Source organism: Achromobacter sp. D10 (assembly GCF_035282245.1).
Classification (GTDB): domain Bacteria; phylum Pseudomonadota; class Gammaproteobacteria; order Burkholderiales; family Burkholderiaceae_B; genus Achromobacter; species Achromobacter insolitus.
This window is the reverse complement of record NZ_JAYJLE010000011.1, coordinates 174756-196958: the sequence shown is the minus strand read 5'-3', so window position 1 is coordinate 196958 and position 22203 is coordinate 174756. Positions and strand designations below refer to the sequence as shown.

General features: G+C 65.3%; 23 protein-coding genes. 16 read left to right on the top strand and 7 right to left on the bottom strand.

Annotated features, from left to right (window positions below; translation table 11 throughout):
- Positions 1-2 precede the first annotated feature (2 nt).
- Genes VCS63_RS23975 through VCS63_RS23965 form a run of 3 tightly spaced genes read right to left on the bottom strand, consistent with a single transcriptional unit; the run spans position 3 to position 2669 of the window.
- On the bottom strand, positions 3-938 hold the full coding sequence (locus tag VCS63_RS23975) for a 3-keto-5-aminohexanoate cleavage protein (protein ID WP_042794642.1): 936 nt from the start codon (positions 936-938) through the stop codon (positions 3-5).
- Positions 931-1887 carry a 3-hydroxyacyl-CoA dehydrogenase gene (locus VCS63_RS23970; RefSeq protein WP_323881159.1) on the bottom strand — a complete coding sequence of 319 codons (957 nt, stop codon included), beginning with the start codon at positions 1885-1887 and terminating at the stop codon, positions 931-933. Before VCS63_RS23970 ends, VCS63_RS23975 begins: the two co-directional genes overlap by 8 nt.
- Positions 1887-2669 carry an SDR family oxidoreductase gene (locus VCS63_RS23965; protein ID WP_149064014.1) on the bottom strand — a complete coding sequence of 261 codons (783 nt, stop codon included), beginning with the start codon at positions 2667-2669 and terminating at the stop codon, positions 1887-1889. Before VCS63_RS23965 ends, VCS63_RS23970 begins: the two co-directional genes overlap by 1 nt.
- 329 nt (positions 2670-2998) lie before the next feature.
- On the opposite strand from VCS63_RS23965, the gene VCS63_RS23960 reads away from it, so the two are divergent.
- The 6 genes from VCS63_RS23960 to VCS63_RS23935 all read left to right on the top strand — a co-directional run bounded on the left by VCS63_RS23960 (position 2999) and on the right by VCS63_RS23935 (position 9457).
- The gene (locus tag VCS63_RS23960) at positions 2999-4198 is read left to right on the top strand and encodes an ABC transporter substrate-binding protein (protein ID WP_042794644.1); all 1200 of its coding nucleotides are present in this window, start codon (positions 2999-3001) and stop codon (positions 4196-4198) included.
- Between the two features lie 112 nt (positions 4199-4310).
- On the top strand, positions 4311-5177 hold the full coding sequence (locus tag VCS63_RS23955; RefSeq protein ID WP_042794645.1) for a branched-chain amino acid ABC transporter permease: 867 nt from the start codon (positions 4311-4313) through the stop codon (positions 5175-5177).
- A 22-nt stretch (positions 5178-5199) separates the two neighbouring features.
- Positions 5200-6981, top strand: coding sequence for an ABC transporter permease subunit (locus VCS63_RS23950; protein WP_042794646.1), 1782 nt, complete (start codon positions 5200-5202; stop codon positions 6979-6981).
- Positions 6974-7678, top strand: a complete 705-nt coding sequence (locus VCS63_RS23945; protein WP_042794647.1) for an ABC transporter ATP-binding protein — start codon at positions 6974-6976, stop codon at positions 7676-7678. The genes VCS63_RS23950 and VCS63_RS23945 overlap by 8 nt, the downstream gene beginning before the upstream one ends.
- A 19-nt stretch (positions 7679-7697) precedes the next feature.
- A complete protein-coding gene (locus VCS63_RS23940; RefSeq protein WP_042794648.1) occupies positions 7698-8693 on the top strand; it encodes an NAD(P)H-quinone oxidoreductase in 996 nt (331 codons plus the stop codon).
- Positions 8690-9457, top strand: coding sequence for an SDR family oxidoreductase (locus VCS63_RS23935; protein WP_042794649.1), 768 nt, complete (start codon positions 8690-8692; stop codon positions 9455-9457). Before VCS63_RS23940 ends, VCS63_RS23935 begins: the two co-directional genes overlap by 4 nt.
- Positions 9458-9505: 48 nt before the next feature.
- Here the strand turns inward: VCS63_RS23935 and VCS63_RS23930 are convergent, their stop codons facing one another.
- The 3 genes from VCS63_RS23930 to VCS63_RS23920 all read right to left on the bottom strand — a co-directional run bounded on the left by VCS63_RS23930 (position 9506) and on the right by VCS63_RS23920 (position 12113).
- Positions 9506-10165, bottom strand: a complete 660-nt coding sequence (locus VCS63_RS23930) for a thiopurine S-methyltransferase (RefSeq protein WP_042794650.1) — start codon at positions 10163-10165, stop codon at positions 9506-9508.
- A gap of 69 nt (positions 10166-10234) precedes the next feature.
- A complete protein-coding gene (locus VCS63_RS23925; protein WP_063643482.1) occupies positions 10235-10993 on the bottom strand; it encodes a YoaK family protein in 759 nt (252 codons plus the stop codon).
- Positions 10994-11066: 73 nt separating this feature from the next.
- The gene (locus tag VCS63_RS23920; RefSeq protein WP_063961106.1) at positions 11067-12113 is read right to left on the bottom strand and encodes an aldo/keto reductase; all 1047 of its coding nucleotides are present in this window, start codon (positions 12111-12113) and stop codon (positions 11067-11069) included.
- A 324-nt stretch (positions 12114-12437) separates the two neighbouring features.
- On the opposite strand from VCS63_RS23920, the gene VCS63_RS23915 reads away from it, so the two are divergent.
- The 9 genes from VCS63_RS23915 (at position 12438) to VCS63_RS23875 (ending at position 20279) form a co-directional block, all read left to right on the top strand.
- Complete coding sequence (locus VCS63_RS23915) at positions 12438-13394, top strand: AraC family transcriptional regulator (RefSeq protein WP_063642974.1); 957 nt, start codon at positions 12438-12440, stop codon at positions 13392-13394.
- A 119-nt stretch (positions 13395-13513) separates the two neighbouring features.
- Positions 13514-14815, top strand: a complete 1302-nt coding sequence (locus VCS63_RS23910) for an alanine racemase (RefSeq protein WP_063642982.1) — start codon at positions 13514-13516, stop codon at positions 14813-14815.
- Positions 14816-14818: 3 nt separating this feature from the next.
- On the top strand, positions 14819-15487 hold the full coding sequence (locus tag VCS63_RS23905) for an amino acid ABC transporter permease (RefSeq protein WP_088607800.1): 669 nt from the start codon (positions 14819-14821) through the stop codon (positions 15485-15487).
- Between the two features lie 17 nt (positions 15488-15504).
- Positions 15505-16155, top strand: a complete 651-nt coding sequence (locus VCS63_RS23900; protein WP_042794653.1) for an amino acid ABC transporter permease — start codon at positions 15505-15507, stop codon at positions 16153-16155.
- The gene (locus tag VCS63_RS23895; RefSeq protein WP_042794654.1) at positions 16142-16882 is read left to right on the top strand and encodes an amino acid ABC transporter ATP-binding protein; all 741 of its coding nucleotides are present in this window, start codon (positions 16142-16144) and stop codon (positions 16880-16882) included. The genes VCS63_RS23900 and VCS63_RS23895 overlap by 14 nt, the downstream gene beginning before the upstream one ends.
- 24 nt (positions 16883-16906) lie before the next feature.
- Positions 16907-17692 (top strand): transporter substrate-binding domain-containing protein, encoded by a 786-nt coding sequence (locus tag VCS63_RS23890; RefSeq protein ID WP_042794655.1) that lies wholly within the window; start codon positions 16907-16909, stop codon positions 17690-17692.
- 24 nt (positions 17693-17716) lie between these two features.
- Complete coding sequence (locus tag VCS63_RS23885) at positions 17717-18064, top strand: RidA family protein (protein WP_042794656.1); 348 nt, start codon at positions 17717-17719, stop codon at positions 18062-18064.
- 66 nt (positions 18065-18130) lie between these two features.
- Entirely contained in the window at positions 18131-19165 is a 1035-nt protein-coding gene (locus VCS63_RS23880) for a succinylglutamate desuccinylase/aspartoacylase domain-containing protein (RefSeq protein ID WP_063643483.1), read from the top strand.
- A gap of 25 nt (positions 19166-19190) precedes the next feature.
- On the top strand, positions 19191-20279 hold the full coding sequence (locus VCS63_RS23875) for a LacI family DNA-binding transcriptional regulator (RefSeq protein WP_063642985.1): 1089 nt from the start codon (positions 19191-19193) through the stop codon (positions 20277-20279).
- 32 nt (positions 20280-20311) lie between these two features.
- Here VCS63_RS23875 and VCS63_RS23870 read toward each other — a convergent pair whose 3' ends face one another.
- Positions 20312-21130 (bottom strand): 2-keto-4-pentenoate hydratase, encoded by an 819-nt coding sequence (locus VCS63_RS23870; protein ID WP_076814976.1) that lies wholly within the window; start codon positions 21128-21130, stop codon positions 20312-20314.
- Positions 21131-21238: 108 nt separating this feature from the next.
- Between VCS63_RS23870 and VCS63_RS23865 the strand changes: the two genes are divergently transcribed.
- Positions 21239-22186: a LysR substrate-binding domain-containing protein gene (locus tag VCS63_RS23865; RefSeq protein ID WP_042794659.1), complete on the top strand. Its 948-nt coding sequence runs from the start codon at positions 21239-21241 to the stop codon at positions 22184-22186.
- The last annotated feature ends 17 nt before the right edge of the window (positions 22187-22203 follow it).

Below are 22203 nucleotides of genomic sequence, written 5' to 3'. Positions count from 1 at the left end.
CATCAGAACGCGACGTTGTCCTTGCCCTTCAAATCCAGTTTGGCGCGCGCTTCCTCAGGCGTGGCGATTTCCAGGTTGAGCGCCTCCAGGATGGTGCGGATACGCTCCACCTGGACCTGATTGGATTTCGCCATTTCGCCCGGGCCGATCCACAGCGAATCCTCCAGTCCCACCCGCACGTTCGACCCCATCGCCGCACCGATGGTAGCCAGCGGCATCTGGCCCCGACCTGCCCCAAGGATCGACCACTCATAGTCGTTGCCGAACAAACGGTCAGCGGTGCGCTTCATGTGCATGAGGTCTTCGGGATGCGGACCGATGCCGCCCAGGATGCCGAATACCGACTGGATGAAGGGCGGCGACTTGACCAGGCCGCGGTCCACGAAATGCGCCAGGTTGTACAGATGGCTGATGTCGTAGCACTCGAACTCGAAGCGGGTGCCGTTGGCGTTGCCCAGCGTGAGTATGGATTCAATGTCCTGGTAGGTATTGCGGAAAACCAGCGAACGGCTGTTCTCCAGGTGTTCGCGCTCCCAGTCGTGCTTGAATTCCTTGAATCGACCCAGCATCGGATACAGGCCGAAGTTCATGGACCCCATGTTCAGCGACGCCAGCTCCGGCTTGAAGGTGGTGGCCGGGCGCATGCGTTCTTCCACGGTCATGTGGGGACTGCCGCCCGTGGTGATATTGATGATGGCGTCCGTTTCCTGCTTGATCCGCTCCAGGAAGGGCTTGAACAGCGCCGGGTCCTGCGACGGCTTGCCGGTCTGCGGATCGCGCGCATGCAGGTGCAGGACCGCCGCGCCCGCCTTGGCCGCGCCGATGGCCGCTTCCGCGATCTCGTCGGCGGTGACCGGCAAGTGAGGCGACATGCTGGGCGTGTGGATCGCACCCGTCACGGCGCAAGTGATGATGACTTTCTGCTTGGGCTTAGCCATTGTTGTCTCCGTTGTCCTGCTTGTGGCGCATGAGGCGCATCAGTTTTTCATCGCGCCAGAAGCGGCGCTTGGCAAGATCTTCCCGCGGCAACAGGCCGCGGCGTTCCTCCGACAGGGCATCGACCAGCGCGCCCTCCCAGGCGACCGGCTCGCCCTGGGTCGCGCCGATGGACTGGTACAGCCCGCCGTAGCGCGCGCAGTAATCGGCAATGCCGCCGGGCGCGTTGAGGTCTATGGTTTCGAACGGTCCCATGAACGACCAGCGCAGGCCCAGGCCGTCCTTCACCGTAGTGTCGATGTCCTCGGCGCTGGCGATTCCTGCACTCGCCAGACGGAATGCCTCGTGCAGCAACGCGCCCTGCAGGCGGTTCAGGATGAAGCCTTCGATCTCGCGCCGCACCAGCACGGGCTTTTGCCCGATGCCGGCCATCACGGCGCGGGCGGCTGCGACCGCTTCGGGACGGGTCCAGGGCGCGGGGCACAATTCCACCACCGGGATCAGGTAGGGCGGATTTACCGGATGCACCACCAGGCAGCGGTGCCGGCCCGCCAGGTGCGCGGTGAATTCGCTGGCGGGTATGCTGGATGTGGAACTGCCAATGATGGCGTCCGGTTCCGCGGCGGCGTCCAGTTCGGTGAAGAGCGCCCGCTTGATCTCCACGTTTTCCGGAGAATTCTCCTGGACGTAGCTGGCGCCCTTCAAGGCATCGGCCAGACTGCTTGCCACCTGGACGCGGTCGCCGATGGCCTCGACATGCGCGAGCAGCCCCTGGGACTCCAGTTCGCGCAGCTGCTGCAGGATCAGTCCGCGAGCCTCCGCCAGCATGGCGGCGTTGACGTCGTAGAGGCGCACTTCCCAACCCATGCGGGCGAACACAATGGCCCAGCCCTGGCCGATCAGTCCTGTCCCGACAATGGCGGCACGCCGCGCTGTCGTCGCGGCGTCCATCAGTAGAGCTTCTGCGTGAAGCCGTCCACCACGATGGCCTGCCCGGTGACACTGCGGGCGGCCTCGCTGGCGTTGAACAGCACCATGTTGGCGATATCGCGCGCCGTGACCATGCGGCCCAGCGCCGCCTGGTTCTCGTATTGCGCGGCGATCTCTTCCACCGGACGGCCCAGCGTATCCGCCTTGGCCGCGATGACCGCGCGTATGCGCGGCCCCTCGACCGCGCCCGGCAGAATGGCGTTGACGCGGATGCCATGCGGCCCCAGCTCGATGGCCAGGGACTTGGTGAATCCGATCACCGCCCACTTCGAGGCCGAATAGACGGAGCGTCCGGCGAAACCCAGGTGGCCGGCCGCGGAGGACAGGTTGATCATCACGCCGGCCCTGGACTCCTTGAGCAAGGGGATCGCCTGGCGGGCGCATAGGAATTGCCCGGTGATGTTCACGGCCAGCGTCCGGTCCCAATCTGCCTTGGACAGGGTTTCCACATAGCCGGTGGGCCCGGCCACGCCCGCGTTGTTCACCAGGATGTCCAGGCCACCAAGTTTGGCGCGCACCTGATCAAAAAGCGCGGCAACGCTGTCCTCGTCCGAGACGTCGGCCAGCGCGGCGTGCACGCCGGGCAGTTCGGCCGGCAGCGCAGCCAGGCGTTCCTGGTTCACATCGCACACGAATACGGAGGCGCCAGCATGGCGGAACACCTTCGCCATCTCCAGGCCCAGCCCGTCCGCGCCGGCGGTGATCAGCACCCTTTTCCCGGCGAAATCCACTTCCTCGAACATGCCTCTGTCTCCTAGATTTTTATGTAAAAGCGGCCGATTGATGATATACGATATATGAAAAAAACCGCTACTTCCGGATGTTTCCTCTCGCCGTAACATCCGCCAAACCGTGTCATCCAGAAGCAGGGTAAACCCATGAATTTGCGCAGGATCATCCCGCTAAGTCTTTATTCATGCGGCTTTAGGGAATTCCCCGATTCGGCGGGTTACGACCCCAACTAGAATCCAAGGCGGGGTTTTCTACCCGGCCGGCAGATATATCATATATTCAAAAAAAGACGGACCAACCAAGAAAGTCCGCATCCCATACCGACAAAGGAGCGTAGACAGTGTTCAAGTTCAACAAAATTGCTTTGGCGCTGGGCCTGTGCGGCGCGCTGGCAAGCGGCACCGCAGCAGCCGACATGAAGGTGGGCGCCCTCTTCCCGTTCAGCGGCGCGCTCGCGCTCCTGGGGCAGGAGAGCTATCGCGGCCTGGAGCTGGCCGTCAATGAAATCAATGCAGCGGGTGGCGTCAACGGCGAAAAGATCGAGATCATCAAGGCCGACGCGGTCGACCCGACCCAAGCCGTGTCGGAAACCAAGCGCCTGATTTCCTCCAACGTGGTCGGCGTGTTCGGCAGCTACGCTTCCGGCATTTCCTACGCGGCCTCGCCCGTCACGGAATTGGCCGGCGTGCCCTACTTCGAGCTGGGCGCCACTGCGCACAAGATCACCACCCGTGGCTACAAGTATCTGTTCCGCAGCAACCCCAACACCGCGCTGTACGGGGTGTCGGTGGTCAATGCGCTGCACGACACCATCGCGCCGGGCATGGGACTGAACCCGAAGGACATCAAGATCGGCATCATCCACGAGGACGGTCCCTACGGCACCGACGTGGCCGCCACGGAGAAAAAGCGCGCCCAGGAACTGGGCTACACGGTTGCGGAAGTGCTCCCGTATTCGGCCAAGACCGTCGATCTGTCCTCGCTGATCCTGCGCCTGAAGGGAGCCAAGGTCGACGTGGTGCTGCAGACCGCCTACCAGAACGATGCCATCCTGTTCTTCAGCCAGGCGCGTGCCGCGGGCTTCAAGCCCAAGGTCGTGATCGGCGCGGGCGGCGGCTATTCGTTGGCCGACACGGCCAAGGCCGTGGGCGCCGACATGAATGGCGTGTTCGACCTGGACTTCCCCCAGGCTTCCATCAACCCGGCTGGCGCGCCAGGCCTGGACAAGTTCCTTGAAGCCTACAAGTCCACCTACAAGAGCGACCCGCAGTCCGGCCACAGCCTGACCAACTACGTCGGCGCCAAGGCCTTCTTCGAAGCCATCGGCAATGCCAAGTCCACGGACAAGGACAAGATCCGCGCGGCGGTGCTGGCCTACAAGAAGCCGGCCGGCCAGACTGCCAACGGCTGGGCCTTCGACTTCGGCGAAGACGGGCAGAACAATGCATCCACGTTCTACGTGATGCAGTGGCAGGACGGCAAGCTCGTCACCATCGCACCCGGCAACCTCGCACTCGGCAAGCCCATTTTCAAGAAATAAACGCCTAGCCAGTGCTCAGGCGCTCGGGGGCGCCTGATGATTCCCGGAGTCCGCGCGCCCGGGTCCGGCCGAATTCACGGCCGGGCCCGGGCCGCAGCTAAGAGGTTGCAACATGGAACTATTCATTCAACTGGTCATCAACGGCCTGTTGCTGGGCGGCGCATACACCATCATCAGCCTAGGGCTGACGCTGATTTTCGGCGTGGTGCGGGTCGTGAACTTCGCGCACGGCGAATTCCTCATGATAGGCATGTACATGGTCTATCTGATCGCGGCGCAATTCGGGGTGCATCCCTACGCCGGCCTGGTGCCGGTCGCCATCATCCTGTTCGCGCTGGGCGCGCTGACGCAAAAGGGCATCATCCAGCCGCTGCTCAACGCCGACCAGCACATCCAGATTTTCGCCACGGTGGGCGTGTCCACCATCCTCCTGAATCTTGCCCTGGTGATCTTCGGCGCCAACGTCTATCGCGCGCCGGTCGAACTGGGCACCAGCGCCATCGACGTCGGCCCCTTTTCGATGGTGACCGGGCAACTCGTCACGTTCGTGATCGGCCTGAGCCTGGCGGTGCTGCTGCACCTGTTCATGCACCGTACCTACCTGGGCCGCGCGTTGCGCGCCGTGGCCCAGCACCGTTACGCCGCCACGCTGATGGGCGTGAACGTCAACAACGTCTATGCCATCGCATTCGGGCTGGGCACGGCGTTCGTCGGCATTGCCGCCGGTTTGCTGGCACCGCAGTATCCGGTGTTTCCCACCGTGGGCACATACTTCGTGCTGACGGCATTCGTGATCGTGGTGCTGGGCGGACTGGGCAGTCTGTACGGCGCCGTGGCCGGCTCCATGATCATCGGCATCGTGGACACGCTGGCCGGCTTCTACATCGCCCCCGACCTGAAAGAGGTCGTTTATTTCGGGATCTTCCTCTTGATCCTGGTGCTGCGCCCGAACGGCCTGTTCGGCGTCGGCACAGAGTGATCAGAGCAACAAGGAGCGAGACGTGTTTCCCGATATTCGACACCCCAAGACTTACGTCAGCCTCATCCTGCTGATCGCGATGTTCCTCTTGCCCGTGATCATGGGCACGCCCTTCTGGACCAATCTGTTCGTGCTGCTGTTCGTGTTTTCGGCCCTCTCGGTGGCCTGGAACATCGTGGGCGGCTATGCCGGCCAACTGTCCCTGGGCCATGCGGTGTTCTATGGCATCGGCGGCTATACCGCGACCCTGCTGACGCAGAACTTCGGTATTTCCCCCTGGTTCGGCATGCTGGCCGGCGCGGCGATCTCCGGAGCGGTCGCCATCCTGATCAGCTACCCCACCCTGCGTTTGCGCGGTCCGTTCTTCGCGCTGGCCACCATCGCAATCCTGGAGGTGGTGCGCCTGCTGGTCATCCACGAAGAAAGCTGGACCGGCGGCTCCAGCGGCATCAGCCTGCCGCTGAACATAGGCTGGACCTGGATCGTGTTCCGCGAGAAGGTCAATTACGTGATCATCGCGTTCGCCCTGTTCCTGCTGGTGACCTGGGTATCGTGGTACATCCGCAAGTCGCGCATCGGCCACTACCTGATCGCGATCCGCGAACGCGAGGACGCGGCGCTGGCCGTCGGCATCCATACGGTGCGCATGAAGATCATCGCGGCGGTGGTGTCGGCCATGCTGACGAGCATCATCGGCACGTTCCACATCACCTATCTGACCTTCGTGGATCCCAGCTCGGCGTTTTCGCTGGAACTGTCGATCCAGGTCGCCATGTTCGCCTTGATCGGCGGCCTGGGCACCGTGGCCGGCCCCATCGCCGGCACCTTCCTGGTGCTGCCTATTGCCGAATTGGCGCGCGGCTGGCTCAGCAGCGTGGGCAACGGCATGCACGGACTGATCTACGGCCTGATCCTGGTGGCGGTGGTGCTGACCATTCCCCGCGGCCTGGCCGGCGCCTTCGGTCCCGCCATCGAGCGCTGGCTGTCGCGCCTGCCCTATCTGGGCACGCCCCGCGCCAAGCTCAAGCTGGCCGACGAGCTGCGGCTGCACAGCGCCGAACGTTCGGAGCAACCGGTGCTCAAGGCCGACAAGCTGTTCAAGAGCTTCGGCGGGCTGCGCGCCACCAACGACGTGTCGCTCACGCTGAACCAGAACGAGATCCTGGGCATGATAGGCCCGAACGGCGCGGGCAAGACCACGGTGTTCAACTTGCTGTCTGGCTTCCTGTCTCCGGACAAGGGCGGCATCAGCATGCTGGATGCGCACGGCAAGTGGGTTACCTGCAAGACGCCCGATGAGTTCGCGCACCAGGGACTGGGTCGCACCTTCCAGATCGCCAAGCCGTTCACCGGCCTGACGGTGCTGGAGAACATCATGCTGGGCGCCTTCATCCGGACGTCGAACCGGGACGAAGCCGAGCAGATCGCATTGAAGGTTGCCGAACAGACCGATCTGGTGAAGTACCTGGGCATCGAGGCGCGCAACTTGACCGTAGGCGGCATGAAGCGCCTGGAGGTTGCGCGCGCGCTGGCGATCAAGCCGCGCATCCTGCTGCTGGACGAGGTCATGGCGGGCCTGAACCCCACCGACATCGAAAAGTCGATCCAGATGATCCGGCGCATCCGCGATTCGGGCGTGTCGGTGCTGCTGATCGAACACATGATGCAGGCCACCATGGCGCTGTCCGACCGCATCATCGTGCTGAATGAAGGCGCGGTGCTGGTCAGCGGCGCGCCCAAGGACGTGGTCGAGAACCCAGCCGTCATCGAAGCCTATTTGGGCAAGGAGTACCAGGATGCTTAAGGTTTCGAATCTGTCCTCCGGCTACGGCAAGAGCCAGGTCCTGACCGGCCTGAATTTCGAAGTGAACGCGGGCGAGATCGTCACGCTGATCGGGGCCAACGGCGCCGGCAAGACCACCACGCTCAAGACCCTGTGCGGGGTCATCGGCGCAATGGAAGGCAAGGTCGAGTTCGAAGGCCAGGACCTGACCAACCGCAAGCCCTATGACATCGTGGACGCGGGCATCACGATGATTCCCGAAGGTCGCCAGTTGTTCCCGCACTTCACCGTGCGCGACAACCTGCTGATGGGTTCATACAAGCGCGCCGCGCGTCCCATCGTGCAACGCAAACTGGACGAGGTGCTGGGCATCTTCCCGCGGGTGAAGGAACGGTTGAACCAGTATGCCGGCTCGCTCTCGGGCGGCGAACAACAGATGGTCGCAATTGCGCGCGGCATGATGGCCGACCCCAAGCTGCTGGTGTTCGACGAGCCTTCGCTAGGACTGTCGCCGCTGCTGGTGCAGCAGATGTTCGACATCATTCGCGGCGTCACCGCGCATGGCGTGACCGTGCTACTGGTAGAACAGAACGTGTTCCGCACCCTGCGGCTGGCGGACCGGGGCTATGTGCTGGAGAACGGAGCGATCGTGCGCACCGGCACCGGCGCGGAATTGCTGAGCGACCCGCATGTAAAGAAGGCCTACCTGGGCCACTGATACCGAGGATCCATTTTTTATGTCTTTACGCTGCAAATTCATCGACCATGGCCAGGGCGGCGCGCCCGATTGCATGCGCCTGGCTGAACGCGATATGGAGACGCCCGCCGGCCGGCAGGTGCTGATTGAAGTCGCTTACGCGGGCGTCAACCGGCCCGACGTGCTGCAACGCTCCGGCTCGTATCCGCCGCCACCGGGGGCCTCGCCCTACCTCGGGCTGGAGGTGTCCGGCACCGTCATCGCCACGGGCCCCGAAGCCAGCCTCTGGAAGGTCGGCGACCAAGTCTGCGCGTTGACCCCAGGCGGCGGCTATGCGCAATACTGCCTGGCCGACGAACGCCATTGCCTGCCGGTGCCGCGCGGCCTGGACCTGCTGACGGCCGCCGCCATCCCCGAGAACTACTTCACGGTCTGGACCAACGTGTTCGACCGCGCCCGGCTGGCAGCGGGCGAGCGGTTCCTGGTGCACGGTGGCTCCAGCGGCATCGGGCTGACGGCAATCCAGCTGGCGCGCGCCTTCGGCGCCGAAGTCTGGACCACCGTGGGCAACCAGGAAAAGGCCCAGGCCTGCCTGGCCGCCGGCGCGCACCACGCCGTGCTGTACCGTGACACCGACTTCGAGGCCGAGGTGCGCCAGGGCAGCGGCGGCCCGGGGGTGGACGTGATCCTGGACATGGTGGGCGGCGCTTACATCAACAAGAATCTGCGGCTGCTGGCGGTCAACGGCCGCTTGGTGCAGATCGCTTTCCTGGAGGGCAGCAAGGCCGAGATCGATGCCATGCCCATCATGATCAAGCGCCTGCAGTTCACCGGGTCCACCCTGCGTCCCCGCTCCGATGAAGACAAGGGTGCGATCGCCCGCGCGCTGGCGGAGAAGGTGCTGCCCTTGATGGAGCAGGGGCAATGCCTGCCGCGGATACATCAGGTGTTCCCGCTGGCCGAGGCAGCCCAGGCGCATGCGCTGATGGAGAGCAGCAGGCACATCGGCAAGATCATGCTGAAGGTGGCCGCATGAGCGCGCGTTTCAAGGATCAGGTCGCCATCGTGACCGGCGCGGTCGGCGGCATCGGCTCGGCCATCGTCGAGGGTTTCCTGGCCGAAGGCGGTCGCGTGGGACTGATCGATTTCAATTCGCAGGGCGGCCAGGCCTACGAGAAAGAACTGCGCAAGCACGGCCACGAAGTCTGCTTCGTGCACGCGGACGTTGCGCGCTTCGAGGAATGCCAGGCTGCCTATGAGCGTATCAGCCGCGAGCTGGGCGCCGCCACCATCCTGGTCAATAACGTCGGTATTTCGCCGAAGACGGACGGCCGCGCGCTGAAGGTCTGGGAGATGCCGCCCAGGGAATGGGAGAACGTGGTCGCCGTCAATCTGAACAGCGTGTTCTACATGACGCATCTGGCCACGCCGCACATGGTGCGCGAACGCCAGGGCCGTGTGATCAATATGTCATCGGTGGCCGGCCGGGCCTATTGCGACATCGTGGCCGCGCACTACGCAGCCACCAAGGCTGGCCTGATCGGCCTGACGCGCCACTGGGCCGCCGAGCTGGGCGAGCACCAGGTCACGGTCAACGCCCTGGCACCGGGACGGATCAGCACGCCCTTGCTGAAGACCGTGCCCAAGGAGATCAACGACGCCGTGGCGCAGGTGACCGCGCTGCGCCGCCTGGGCACGCCCGAGGAAGTGGCGGACGCCTGCCTGTTCTTTGCGTCGGATCAAGCCCGCTTCGTGACCGGCCAGGTGCTGGACGTGGCCGGTGGCTGGCTCATGACCTGACCTGGAGGCGACAGCGCCCCCCTGCCGCGGCGGGGGGCCTCCGCGCGATCAGGCCTGCGTGCCCAGGTGGTAGACCACCGTATCCAGCCGGCTGACCCCGGCTGCCAGGAATTTGGGCTCTTTTTCCAGGATATCGCGGCGGTCGATGATCCTGGCTGGCGACACGCCTGCATAGATTGCCTGCACTTCGCTGTCCACGACCGAAAACGGCGGCCCCGGCATTTCTTCCTGGGGATAGTCCAGGGTAATCAGCAACCCCTGATAGGTGGGCGAAAGATTGCCGTAGACGTGGCGCACGTAATCGGCGCGCATCGCTTCGGGCAACGCCACCAGCGCGGCGCGGTCATAGGCGCCGACGCAATGCGACAGCAGTTGCGCGTCCAGCTTGAAGATGTCGCCGCAGATGATTTCGATGCTGCCCGCCACATAGTGCTTGCCATAGACGGACACGTGCGTGAGCGGCTTGAGTTCGTTTTCTTCGAAGAACTGTTCGACCGCGAGCTGCGACAGCTCGACGCCCAGCACGGAATGCCCTTGTGCCGCGATCCACACCATGTCCAGGGACTTGCCGCAAAGCGGCACGAGCACCCTGCCGTCTTTAGGCACGCCCAGCGTCGGCCAGTACTTCTGCAGCAGCGGGGTGACCCGCGTTTGATGAAAATGCGTGCGCCCTTCGCGCCACCGCTCCAGCCAGAATTCCGCGTCCATGCCCGGTCTGCCTCCTATGTATCGGTGCGAGGCATTGTAGTTCCCCCTGGCCGCGGATACCGGGACCGCCTAGGCGCGCAGCAAGAAACTGCGCAGGTCATCCACGATGGGCACCACGGCCAGCAGCATCAGCGTCAGCGCCAAAGGCACGGTCGAGATGAAGCCAAAGGTGAAAAAGGAATAGGCGCCGGTCACGCCGCCCACGAAAAAGAGCGATACCAGGGTCGTGAGCACGATCAGTTTGGCGCGGTCCGCCCGCACCGGCTGCCTGGCATCCGCATTGCCCTTGGCTGCGTTCCAGTAGAACAGCTTGCCCAGCTCTATGCCAATGTCCGTGACCATGCCCGTGATGTGCGTGGTGCGGATCTCGGAGCGCGACAGCTTGGTGATCATGGCGTTCTGCAGGCCCATGATGTAGCAAAGCAGCATGACCGTGCCAGGCACGTAGAACCAGCGCAGCGTTTCCAGGTTGGCGCCCAGAAGGCCGAAGCCCAGCAGCAGCGCGGCTTCGAACAGCAGGGGCAGCGCATACTCGCTGGCCAGGTGGGAACGGCGTCCGAAGTTGATCAGGAAGGCCGAACCGGCAGCGCCGGCAAGAAAGGACAACAACGCGGCCAGTCCTTGCAGCACTAAGATCATGCCGCCCAGCGCCAGGTTGTCGGCCATCATGGAAACGATGCCCGACATGTGCGAGGTGTATTGCTGCACGGCCAGGAAACCGCCGGCGTTGACGGCGCCGGCGGTGAAGGTCAGGAAGTAAGCCAGGTGCCTGTTGGCCTGGGGGCTGCGGCTGACAGCCGTCAGGCGGCGTAAATACGGAATGGCCACGCGCGTCCTCGAAGACAAGAATGCATGCACTGCAACGTGCATGACATTCTAGTCGTCGAGGCGGGCGCCCGGGTCACTCCGCCCCGGCGTCGCTCAGCTGCTTGCGCCGGTATTCGCCCTGGCGCACATGCATCCAGCCCGGGTACTCCGGCGGCAAGGCGCTGACCTGATCCAGCTCAGCCAGTTCTTGCGCCGTAAGCTGAATGCCGGTGGCCGCGAGGTTGTCGTCGAGCTGGTCCACGCGCTTGGCGCCGATGATCACGCTGGTCACGGCCCGCTGGTGCAGCAGCCAAGCGAGCGCCACCTGCGCCACGGAAACGCCGCGCGCGCCCGCGACGCGTCTGAGCGCGTCGATGCTGTCGTAGGCACGCTCCTGGTTGACCGGGGGAAAGTCGAAGAGGGCCCGGCGGCTGCCTGCTTCGGCCTGGCCGTCGCGCGCGTACTTGCCGCTGAGCAGGCCGCCGGCCAGCGGGCTCCATACCATCAGGCCCACCCCTTCGCTTTGCAGCATGGGGACGATCTCGCGTTCCAGGTCGCGGCCTGCGATGGTGTAGTAGGCCTGCAGCGATTCGAAGCGCGCCAGGCCCAGGCGTTCCGCGATGCCCAGCGCCTTCATGATCTGCCACGCAGCCCAGTTGGACACCCCCACATAGCGCACGTGGCCATGCTGCACCAGGTTGTCCAGCGCCCGGACCGTTTCCTCGACCGGCGTGGCGGGATCGAACCCGTGGATCTGGTAGAGATCGATGTGGTCCAGCTGCAGGCGCGACAGGCTTTTCTTGACGCCGTCCATGATGTGCGCGCGAGAATTGCCGCGAGCATTCACGCCGGCGCCCGTCTGGCCGAATACCTTGGTCGCGATGATGACGTCTTCGCGAGCCACCTTCAGGTCACGCAGCGCCTGTCCGGTAATGACCTCGGAGCGGCCCTCGGAATACACGTCCGCCGTGTCTATGAAATTGACGCCGGCATCAAGCGCCCGGCCAACGAGCCGGTTGGCCTCTTCCTGCTGCAGGCTGCCGATCTTGCTCCACAACTCGCCTTCGCCGCCAAAGGTCATGGTGCCCAGGCAAAGCTCCGACACGAACAAGCCAGTGCTTCCGAATTTTTTGTACCGCATGATTGCACTCCTACAAGGACGCGGCGGGGACTAGCGCCCCGGGATGGAACGCCTGCAGCCCGCCTGCCGGGATGCAGGCAGTATGCGTCCGGCAAGGAGGCGGGACGCTGCTTGATCCTGCCCTTTTTTTGCCCAATCCTGCGGCGCTGCCGGACCCGCGGCGCGCGGGCGCTCATTCCTCCGAGTTTTATGCCCATTTCTCCATGATGCGCGCCACGCCAAAGAAGCCGCCCCACTTGGGCATACACTAAAAGCCACCTGATCCTCCGATTTTCCGCCGCGCCCTAGCCTGCGGCACGGCGCGCCAAGGGAGCCCACCAGACCATGACCACCGCAATTGCCGCCGGCGCCGCCGGCCCCGTACTGGACGCCGCGTATGAACCGGCGCGGCGCGAGCTGCTCTGCACGCTGGAACGCATGACCGGAGACCTGGAGGGCTCGCTGGACACGCCTATCGAGGGTCTGTTCCTGCACCGCATTTCGCAACCCACCGGCGCGAAGCCCGGGCTGCAGAAGGCCGCGCTGGGCGTCATCGCACAGGGTTCCAAGCGCCTGCTCATCGGCGACGAAGCCTACGAGTACGACCCCTTTCACTATCTGATCTCTTCGGTGGATCTGCCGGTCGTGGCCAAGGTATCCGTCGCCAGCCCGACCCTGCCCTACCTGGGGCTGCGCCTGGATTTGAACGGCGAGGAAATCACCGCATTGATCAGCGACGAGAACCTGCCGCCGCAGCCGCCGGCGGAGGCCGTGCGCGCGCTCTGCGTCAATCCGCTGGGCGGCTCCCTTCTAGACGCCGTGCTGCGCCTCTTGCGCCTGCTGGACACGCCGCGCGACATTCCCATCCTGGCGCCGCTGGTCAAGCGCGAGCTTCTATACCGCCTGCTGATGAACGGCCAGGGCGCAGTGCTGCGCCAGTCAGTGCTGCAGGACAGCCAACTCAATCGCGTGGCCAAGGCCATCCGCATCCTGCGCGACAACTACGCGCAACCGCTGCGCGTGGAAGAGATCGCGCGCGACGTGCACATGAGCGTTTCCTCGCTGCATCATCATTTCAAGCAAGCCACGGCCATGAGCCCGCTGCAATACCAGAAGCATCTCCGCCTGCAGGAAGCGCGACGGCTGATGCTGACCAACGACGCAGGCGTAGCGCTTGCCGCTCACGCCGTGGGCTATGAAAGCTCGTCGCAGTTCAGCCGGGAGTACAGCCGCTTGTTCGGTTCTCCGCCCCTGCGCGACAAGCAGCGCTGGAAGGACGAAACCGCGCTGGCGCCCGCCTAAAGCGTCCAGCTTCCACTTCCCTAGGGATTGCCCTAATCCTAATCTGACAACGTTACCATTAGACTGCCGCCACGAAATGACAACGTTGTCATAACCCTGGATTTTTCTTCGGCGGCCGCATGAATCCCTTCCTGGAAACCCTGCTCGATACTCCCTTGGACGACACGTACCGGGGCATTCCCCCGGGCGAGCCCGCAATTGCGCTGCGCGCCGTGGCAACCCGAGGCTGGCAACCCAGGAAGGGCGACATGGCCCTGCCCGTCCTGACTCTGGACGAAGCCGCCTTCGCTCACAACGTGGACCAGATATTCCAGTACGCGCGCAGCCATGGCGCGGCGCTGGCCCCGCACGCCAAGACGCCGATGTCGCCGCAGATCGTGCAGCGCCTGCTGGATGCCGGCGCCTGGGGCGCGACGGTAGCCAACCTGCAGCAGGCCGCCGTGCTGCTGCGCGCCGGCGTGTCTCGGCTGATGCTGGGCAACGAAATCGGCGGCCTGGCCAGCGGCGCGCGCCTGGGCAAGCTGCTTGCCGCCTATCCTGATGCGCGTCTGCTGGCGTTCGCGGATTCCGCCCACACCGTGCGGTCGCTGGCCGCGGCGGCCGTGGAAGCCGGCCGGCCCGTGGAAGTCCTGGTGGAAGTCGGCGGCGGCCGCGCCGGCGCGCGGGACGATGCCGCGGTCGACGCCATCCTGGGCGCGATCCGCGAGCAAGGCGACAAGCTGGCGCTGGCGGGCGTGGCCACGTACGAAGGCGCCGTCGCTTCGTCGGATGCGGCGCTCACCGCCAGCAACATCGCCGCGCTGATGGAGCGCGCGGCGCGCGTCTTCAAGCAGGTGCGCGCCCTGGCGCCGCGCGCCCCCCTGGTCTTCACCGCGGGCGGCTCTGCCTTCTTCGACCAAGTGACGCAGGCCGCGCAACCTTGGCTGGCCGCGGACGGCAATGCCCTGTTGGTGCTGCGCAGCGGCGCCATTTTCTTCCACGACCATGGGACCTATCAGCGCGCGCTGCAAGCCATGGACGCCCGCTCGGGCTTCCAGGTCGACGGTCTGGCTCGCGCGGCAGCCACGGGCTTCCGGCCCGCCCTGCGCTTGTGGGGCGAAGTCCTGTCCCGTCCCGAGCCCGGGTTGGCGATCTGCGGCTTCGGCATGCGCGACGTCTCCTACGACCAGGACCTGCCCGTAGCGCTGGCGGCCTATCGCGAGGGCACGGCGCTGTCCGGCTGGGACGCGCAGGCACGCGTCACCCGTCTCAACGACCAACATGCGTTCCTGGCCATTGCGCCGGACAGCGAACTGGCACCGGGCGACGTGATCGAGTTCGGCATTTCCCACCCCTGCACCTGTCTGGACCGCTGGCGCGTCTTCTTCGGCCTGGATGCCGACGGCCGCGTGCAGTCGGCCTACCGCACGTTCTTCGGATAAGCCATGCAACAGCTGAATTTCCAACAGATCTGGCGCTATCGCGAACAGCTCTGGGACGGCATCCAGGTCACGCTGGAGCTGACCGTCATCGCCGTGGTGGCGGGCCTGGCCATCGGACTGGCCGGCGCCCTGCTGACACGCCACGGCGCCAAACCGGTCAAGCTGGCGCTGCGCGCCTATGTCGAAGTGTTCCGCAACACGCCATCGCTGATCCAGCTGTTCGTGGTGTTCTTCATCCTGCCGGGGCTGGGCCTGCGCATGCCGCCCTTCGTGGCTGCAGCGCTGGCGCTGAGCCTGTACTTCGGCGCCTATGCCATCGAGATCCTGCGGGCCGGCCTGGACTCCATTCCGCGCAGCCAGATCGAGGCCGGCCACTGCCTGGGCCTGAGCACTTGGCAGGTGTACCGCCACATCGTGCTGGCGCCCGCCCTGCGCAACGTCTATCCCGCCCTGGGCACGCAACTGGTCATCCTGCTGCTGGGTACCTCGCTGGCCTCGCAGGTATCGGCCGAAGACCTCTTTCATGCCGGCAGCTTCATCGAAAGCCGCACCTACCGCAGCTTCGAAGTCTATGCGGTGATCTGCGGCATCTATTTCACGCTGGTCCTGACCACCAAGGCCTTGCTGGCCCTGGCCGGCAGCCTGGCCTTCACCTGGCCCGTGCGCCGCTAAGTCAGGGAGCCGCAAGCATGCGTACGTTCACTCTCAGCGATTTCGCCTCCCTGCTCAGCGCACTGCAATGGACGGTGGCCCTGGTGCTGATCGCCCTGGCTATCGGCGCGCCGCTGGGCCTGGGCCTGGCGCTGCTGCGCGGCCATCGCGCGGCGCCGCTGCGCTGGCTGGCCGCGGCCCTGCAACAGCTGGTCCAGGGCGTTCCCTTGCTGGGCTTGCTGATGTTCTTCTACTTCGGCATGCCGGTGTTCCTGGGCATCGAGGTGCCCGCGCTGACCGCCGTCAGTGTCGCCTTCATCATCTACACGGCGGCCTTTCTTGGGCAGATCTGGTATGGCGGCATCCAGGCCGTGAAGCATGAGCAATGGGAAGCGGCCGCCTGCCTGGGCCTGTCCAAGTGGCACCAGTTCCGCCACGTGATCGCGCCGCAGGCATTCCGCCTGTCGCTGCCGCCCACCGTGGGATTCCTGGTGCAGTTGATCAAGGGCACATCGCTGGCTTCCGTGGTGGGTTTCGTCGAACTGGCGCGCGCCGGGCAGATCGCCAGCGCCGCCACCTTCCAGCCCCTGCTGGTCTATTCCTGCGTCGCGTTGCTGTACTTCGCGGCGTGCCTGCCCCTGACGATGTGGGCCCGTAACCTGGAGGGCCGCTTCCATGGCGCTCGTTGAAGTCTCCAACATCCACAAACGCTTTGGCGCCAACGCGGTGCTCAATGGCGTCTCGCTCGACATCAACGAGGGCGAGATCGTCACCATCATCGGCCGCTCCGGCTCGGGCAAATCGACGCTGTTGCGCTGCCTGAACGCGTTGGAAACGGTGGACGATGGCGACATCCGCATCGGCGGGGAACGGGTCCATGCCGCCATGCCCGGCCTGCGCCAGTTCCGCCAGCGCGTGGGCATCGTGTTCCAGCAGTTCAACCTGTTTCCTCACCTGAACGTCGAACGCAACATTACGCTGGCGCCGACGCTCAACGGCAAGATCTCCAAATCGCAGGGCCGCGCGCTGGCGCTGGACGTGCTGCGCCGCGTCGGCCTGGCCGAAAAGATCGACGCCTACCCGGCCGTGCTGTCGGGAGGCCAGCAACAGCGCGTGGCGATCGCCCGCTGCCTGGCCATGGCGCCGCAGCTGATGCTGTTCGACGAGGTCACCTCGGCGCTGGACCCGGAGCTGGTGGGCGAAGTGCTGAAGGTCATGGAAGACATGGCGCGCCAGGGCATGACCATGGTGCTGGTGACACACGAAATGGCCTTTGCGCGCAACGTCGCGTCCAAGGTGATCTTCATGCACCAGGGCCGCGTCTGGGAACAGGGCCCGCCCGCCGAACTCTTCTCCAATCCCCAAACCCCCGAGCTGCGCCAGTTCATCGGCACGGCCGCGCCCGCCACTCATTAAGGCATCCACCACTGGAGTCATCGCATGAAACTGTTCGCCAAGCTGGCCGCCGCCGCGGCCGTCTGTCTCTCCCTGGCCGCCCCCGCCTCGGCCGCCGACAAACTGCAGGACGTGCTGGGCGCGGGCAAGCTGCGCGTGGGCGTGCTGATGGATGCCGCGCCATGGGGCTTCAAAGACGCCAAGGGCGAAGCTGCCGGCCTGGACATAGACCTGGCAAGGTTGATGGCCGCTGACATGGGCGTGAAGCTGGAGCTGGTGCAGGTGACTGGCGCCAGCCGTATTCCCAGCCTGCTGGCCGGCAAGGTCGACGTGCTGATCGCGGCCGCCGGCGCCACGCCGGAACGCGCCCAACAGGTCATGTTCTCGCAGCCGTATGCCGCCGTGAACCTGGGCGTCTACGGTGGCGAGAGCATGCAACAGGCCAAGACCGTGGAAGAACTGAAGAATCACAGCATCGCGGTCGCCAAGGGTTCCACGCTGGACATCTGGCTTACCGACAACGCGCCGGGCGCAAAACTGGTGCGCTTCGAGGACACGCCTTCGGCCGTGGCCGCCTATCTGGCCGGGCAGTCGGAATCCTTCGCCGAAAACAGCGCCATCGCGCTCAAGGTGTCTGAAGACAATCCCGCGAAGGCGCCCCAGCTCAAGTTCCTGATCCGCCAATCGCCCGCCCACGCCGCCGTGCAGCAAGGCCAGCAGAACCTGCTGAACTGGATCAATACCTTCCTCTTCACCAATCGCCTGAACGGCAAGCTGCCGGCCCTGCAGGAAAAGTGGTTCAAGGAAGCCCAGACGCTGCCGCAGATGTAAACCGCCTCATCACCAAGGACTCGCATGATCAAACGCTACAAATCCGGCTCGCGCATGAGCCAGGCCGTTTCGTACAACGGCTTCGTGTTCATCGCCGGCCAGGTGGCCGACAACCGCCAGGGCTCGCTCGAATCCCAGACCCGCGAAGTGCTGGCCAAGATCGAAGCGCTGCTGGCCGAGGCCGGCAGCGACAAGTCGCACCTGCTGGCCGTGGACGTGTTCCTGCCCGCCATCGGCGATTTCGATGCCATGAACCGCGTCTACGACGCCTGGATCGACCCGTCCAACCCGCCCGCCCGCGCCTGCGTCGAGGCTCGCCTGGCGGACCCCGACCTGCGCGTCGAGATGACCGCGGTTGCCGCGCTGCGCTGAAAGCGCGGCGCTGCGGCCTTCCGATCCCTTTTCGCGCCGCTTCGCGCGGCGCTGTTGTATCCCTACATGCACACCGGCCTGTTTCACGAGATAGACTTCGACGCCGACGGCAAGGCGCTCAGCTTCCTGGGCACCCCCTATTCGGTGGACCGTTCGCCCTACTACCAGATCAAGACGCCCATCTGCCGCATCCGCAACGGCAGCGGCCCGCGCGTGCTGCTCATGGCCGGCAACCACGGCGATGAATACGAGGGCGAAGTCGCCCTGGGCCGCCTGATCCGCCGCATCGAGCCATCCCACGTGCGCGGCGAGGTCACGATCCTGCCGCTGGCCAACCTGCCCGCCGTAATGGCGGCGCGCCGGCGCTCTCCGCTGGACAACGGCAATCTCAACCGTGCCTTTCCAGGCGCGCCCGGCGGCACTCCCACGGAGCGCCTGGCACACTTCCTGGAACACGAACTGTTCCCCCGCCACGATGTCGTGTTCGACATCCACTCCGGGGGCACCTCGATGGCGCATCTGCCCACCGCCCTGATCGAACGGCAGGCGTCTCCCGAGCGCATGGCGCGCGCGCTGGATCTGATGGCGTCGCTGGGCATGGGCCACGCCTTCGTCGCAGCCAATGGCCGCGATGCCCCAACCTCGATGGCGGCGGCGGCGCGCGCGGGCGCAATCGGCATCAGTGGCGAATTCGGCGGCGGCGGCACGCTGACCCCGGCAACCCTGGCCGCCACCCAGCGCGCCATCGACAATCTGCTGCAGAAACTTGGCGTGACGGACGCGCCGCTGCTCGGCCCGCACGCGCCCGGCGCCCCTGCCATGCAGTTGCTGGAACTGGACAGCCACGAACAGAACATCTTCGCCACTCGCCGTGGCTGGTTCGAACCCGCGGTGGACATCGGCGCAACCGTTCGCGCCGGCGATATTGCGGGTTATTACCACGATCTCAATCAGCTGGACGCGCCAGAGGAGATCTTGCGCTTCCGGGTATCGGGTATCGTGATTTCCCGGCGGCTGCACACCGACTGCGAGTCTGGCGACAGCCTGATCCAGGTTGCCCGTCCGGCCGGCCAGGCTGATATCCTGACGCCTGTCGCCTGATCCCGGAACAATCAAAAGAAATCGCATGACCCACCGGCCCGCGCCCTCCTCCCTTCCCACCTACGACGACGTGCTGCGCGTGCGTCCCGAAGGCGCCACCGCCCCCGCGCGCGCGGCCGCCCCCGCCAAGCCGCCGCGCATCGAGGAAGTGGCCAGGCTTGCGGGCGTGTCCCCCATCACGGTATCGCGCGCCCTGCGCCATCCCGAGAAAGTGGCGCAGGAAAAGCGCGACCGCATCCTGCAAATCGTGGCGCAGACCGGGTATGCCTCCAATCCGCATGCGCGGGCCTTGCGTTCGGGGCAATCCAGTGTGGTGGCGGCTTTCGTGTCCAACATCCTGAGCCAGCAATTCGCGCTGGCCGTGCAGGGCTGTGCAGAGGTGCTGGAGCCGCAGGGCTACCAACTGATGGTGGGACAGACTTCGTATTCCTACGCCAAGGAAACCAGCATGATTGCGTCGCTGCGCGCCCTGCGCCCGGCGGCGGTGTTGTTCACCGGCGTCATCGAACTCGAAGAAAACCGCCAATCGCTGCGCGAACTGGGCATTCCCATCATGGAAACCTGGGCCTATCCGCGCGACCCCATCGACATGCTGGTGGGGTTCTCCAATTACGACGGCGGCGTCATGGCCGCGCGCCATCTGGCGGAACGCGGCTATCGGCGCGTCGCCTTCGTGGCGCGCCAGGGCGGGCGCGGCGAACTGCGCCGCCAGGGCTTCAACGCCGCCTCGGCCGAGCTTGGCCTGCAAGTGGTGGCGGAGCTGGCCGTGGACAATGCCCAGACCATCGCCGACGGGCGAGCGGCCTTGACCCGTCTGCTGGGCATGGGCCAGGCCTTCGACGCGGTCTTCTGTGCCAACGATCTGCTGGCGGTGGGCGCGCTTTTCGAAGCCCGCGACCGCAAGCTCGCCATCCCGCGCGACATTGCCATCCTGGGCTTCGGCGATACCGACATCGCCAATGAGATCGAACCCGGCCTGACCACCATCGGCGTGGACAGCCGCAAGCTGGGCGCGCGCGCCGGGGAACTGCTGCTGCAACGCCTGAACGGCGGGACGCCGGCAGCGCGCCAGGAAGTGTTTCCACTGACGCTCAATCAGCGCGCCAGCGCCTAGACCCCGCAGCTGCCTCCAGGCGGGGCACGGGGTCATTCGTCGAACACGATACGCAGGCCAGGCAAGCCTATGCCCTCCAGCGCGGTGCTCCACGTTTCGCCCGCGTGTACCGGGTGGGCCTGGGTCAGCGTTCCCGTCGTGACCAGCTCGCCTGCCTGGATCGCCTCGTCGGCCGGCCGCTCCGCGAGCACAGCCAGCAGATGGGCCAACGCCGCCAGCGGACTGCCAAGCACATTGGAACCGTAGCCGGTTTCCCGATGAATGCCGTTGCAGGAAAGGTCTATCCGGAAGTCCGCCAACCGTCCGATCAGCCCCGGCCCTAGATCGGTAGCCTCCATCAGCGGCCCGACAAAAAGCGCGCCATGCAAGGCGTTGTCCGCCACGGTGTCGGCCGCCTGGAACTGCCACGCGGGATAGTGCGATTGCACCAGCTCAAAACCGTGGGCGATCCAGTCCACGCAGGCCAATAGGGTGGCGGGATCCCGCGTTGCCGGTGGCGCGGAATGGAAATGCAGCACGATTTCAGGCTCGATGCGCGGTTCGACATAGCGGCCCAGGCGGCAATGGACTTCTCCGGTATCGTCGTAGAAGGCGCTGTGTTCATAGACGCGCCCCCACACGGGAAAGTCCACGCCCAGCGCCGCCCACATCGCGGGATTGGTGAATCCGATCTTGCGGCCGACCAGAAGCGCGCCCTCGGCCAGCCTCGCCTGGTGAATCCGCGCAGCCACGTCATAGGCCGCGTCCAGGTCGAAACGCGGCCGCCTTGTTGTGAGCGGCGCAATGTAGGAAGCATGGTCCTGCGCCGCCTTGACTTCGCGGGCAAGCACCGCAGCGTCGGAAGCGGGCATGGTGGCTCCTGAAGGTACGCTCAAATGTAAAAGAAAACGCGCCCGCGCAGTACCGCAACCGGTATATGCTCCCCTGACGTCCTATTTTCAGAACAGCGGGGAAGCGACATGCATGACTTGAATGACCTTTATTACTTCGTCCAGGTCGTCAAGAATGGCGGATTCGCGCCTGCGGGACGCGCGCTGGACATCCCCAAATCCCGCCTCAGCCGGCGCATCGCGCTGCTCGAAGACCGGCTGGGCGTGCGACTCATCCAGCGTTCCACGCGCAGCTTCGCCGTGACGGAACTGGGTCAGGAATATTACGAGCAATGCCTGTCGATGCTGGCTGGCGCGGAAGCCGCCCAGGAGGTCATCGACCGCACCCGCGCCGAACCGCAGGGCACGATACGCATGAGCGCGCCGCCCGCGCTGATCTACTACTTCCTGGGCGATCTGGTCGCCCGCTTCATGGTCCGGTGTCCCAAAGTCCACGTCTACCTGAAGAGCTTCAGCCGGCCGGTGGACGTGCTGCGCGAAGGCTTCGACATCGCGGTGCGCGTGCGCTTCGGCCCCATCGAGAGCAGCGACCTCATCATGAAGCCCCTGGGCATGAGCTGCCAATGCCTAGTGGCCAGTCCGGCGCTGGCCCGCGGGATCTCGCTGCCCGCCGATCCCCACGCGCTGAGCCAGCTGCCCACGCTGGCGCTTGGCACCGAGCAGCGTGAATCCCATTGGCGGCTGGACGGACCGGACGGCGCCCGCATCGTCGTGCCGTTCACGCCACGCCTCGTGACGGACGACATGCTGGCGCTGAAGCAGGCGGCCTTGCGCGGCGTAGGCGTCGTCGCCCTGCCCCTGTTGATGATCCGCGAAGAGCTGGATGCGGGCACGCTGGTGGACATCGGCGCTCCCTGGCAGCCGGAGGCGGGCAGCGTCCACGCCATCTTCCCCTCGCGCCGCGGCCTGCTGCCCGGCGTGCGTGAACTGCTGGACTTCCTGAGCTCGGAATACCAGGAGGTCGCCAGGCGCGAACACGATACGCAGGTACGCCACAAGGTGCCCACCTTGAAGTAGCTCCGGGGATCCGCAGC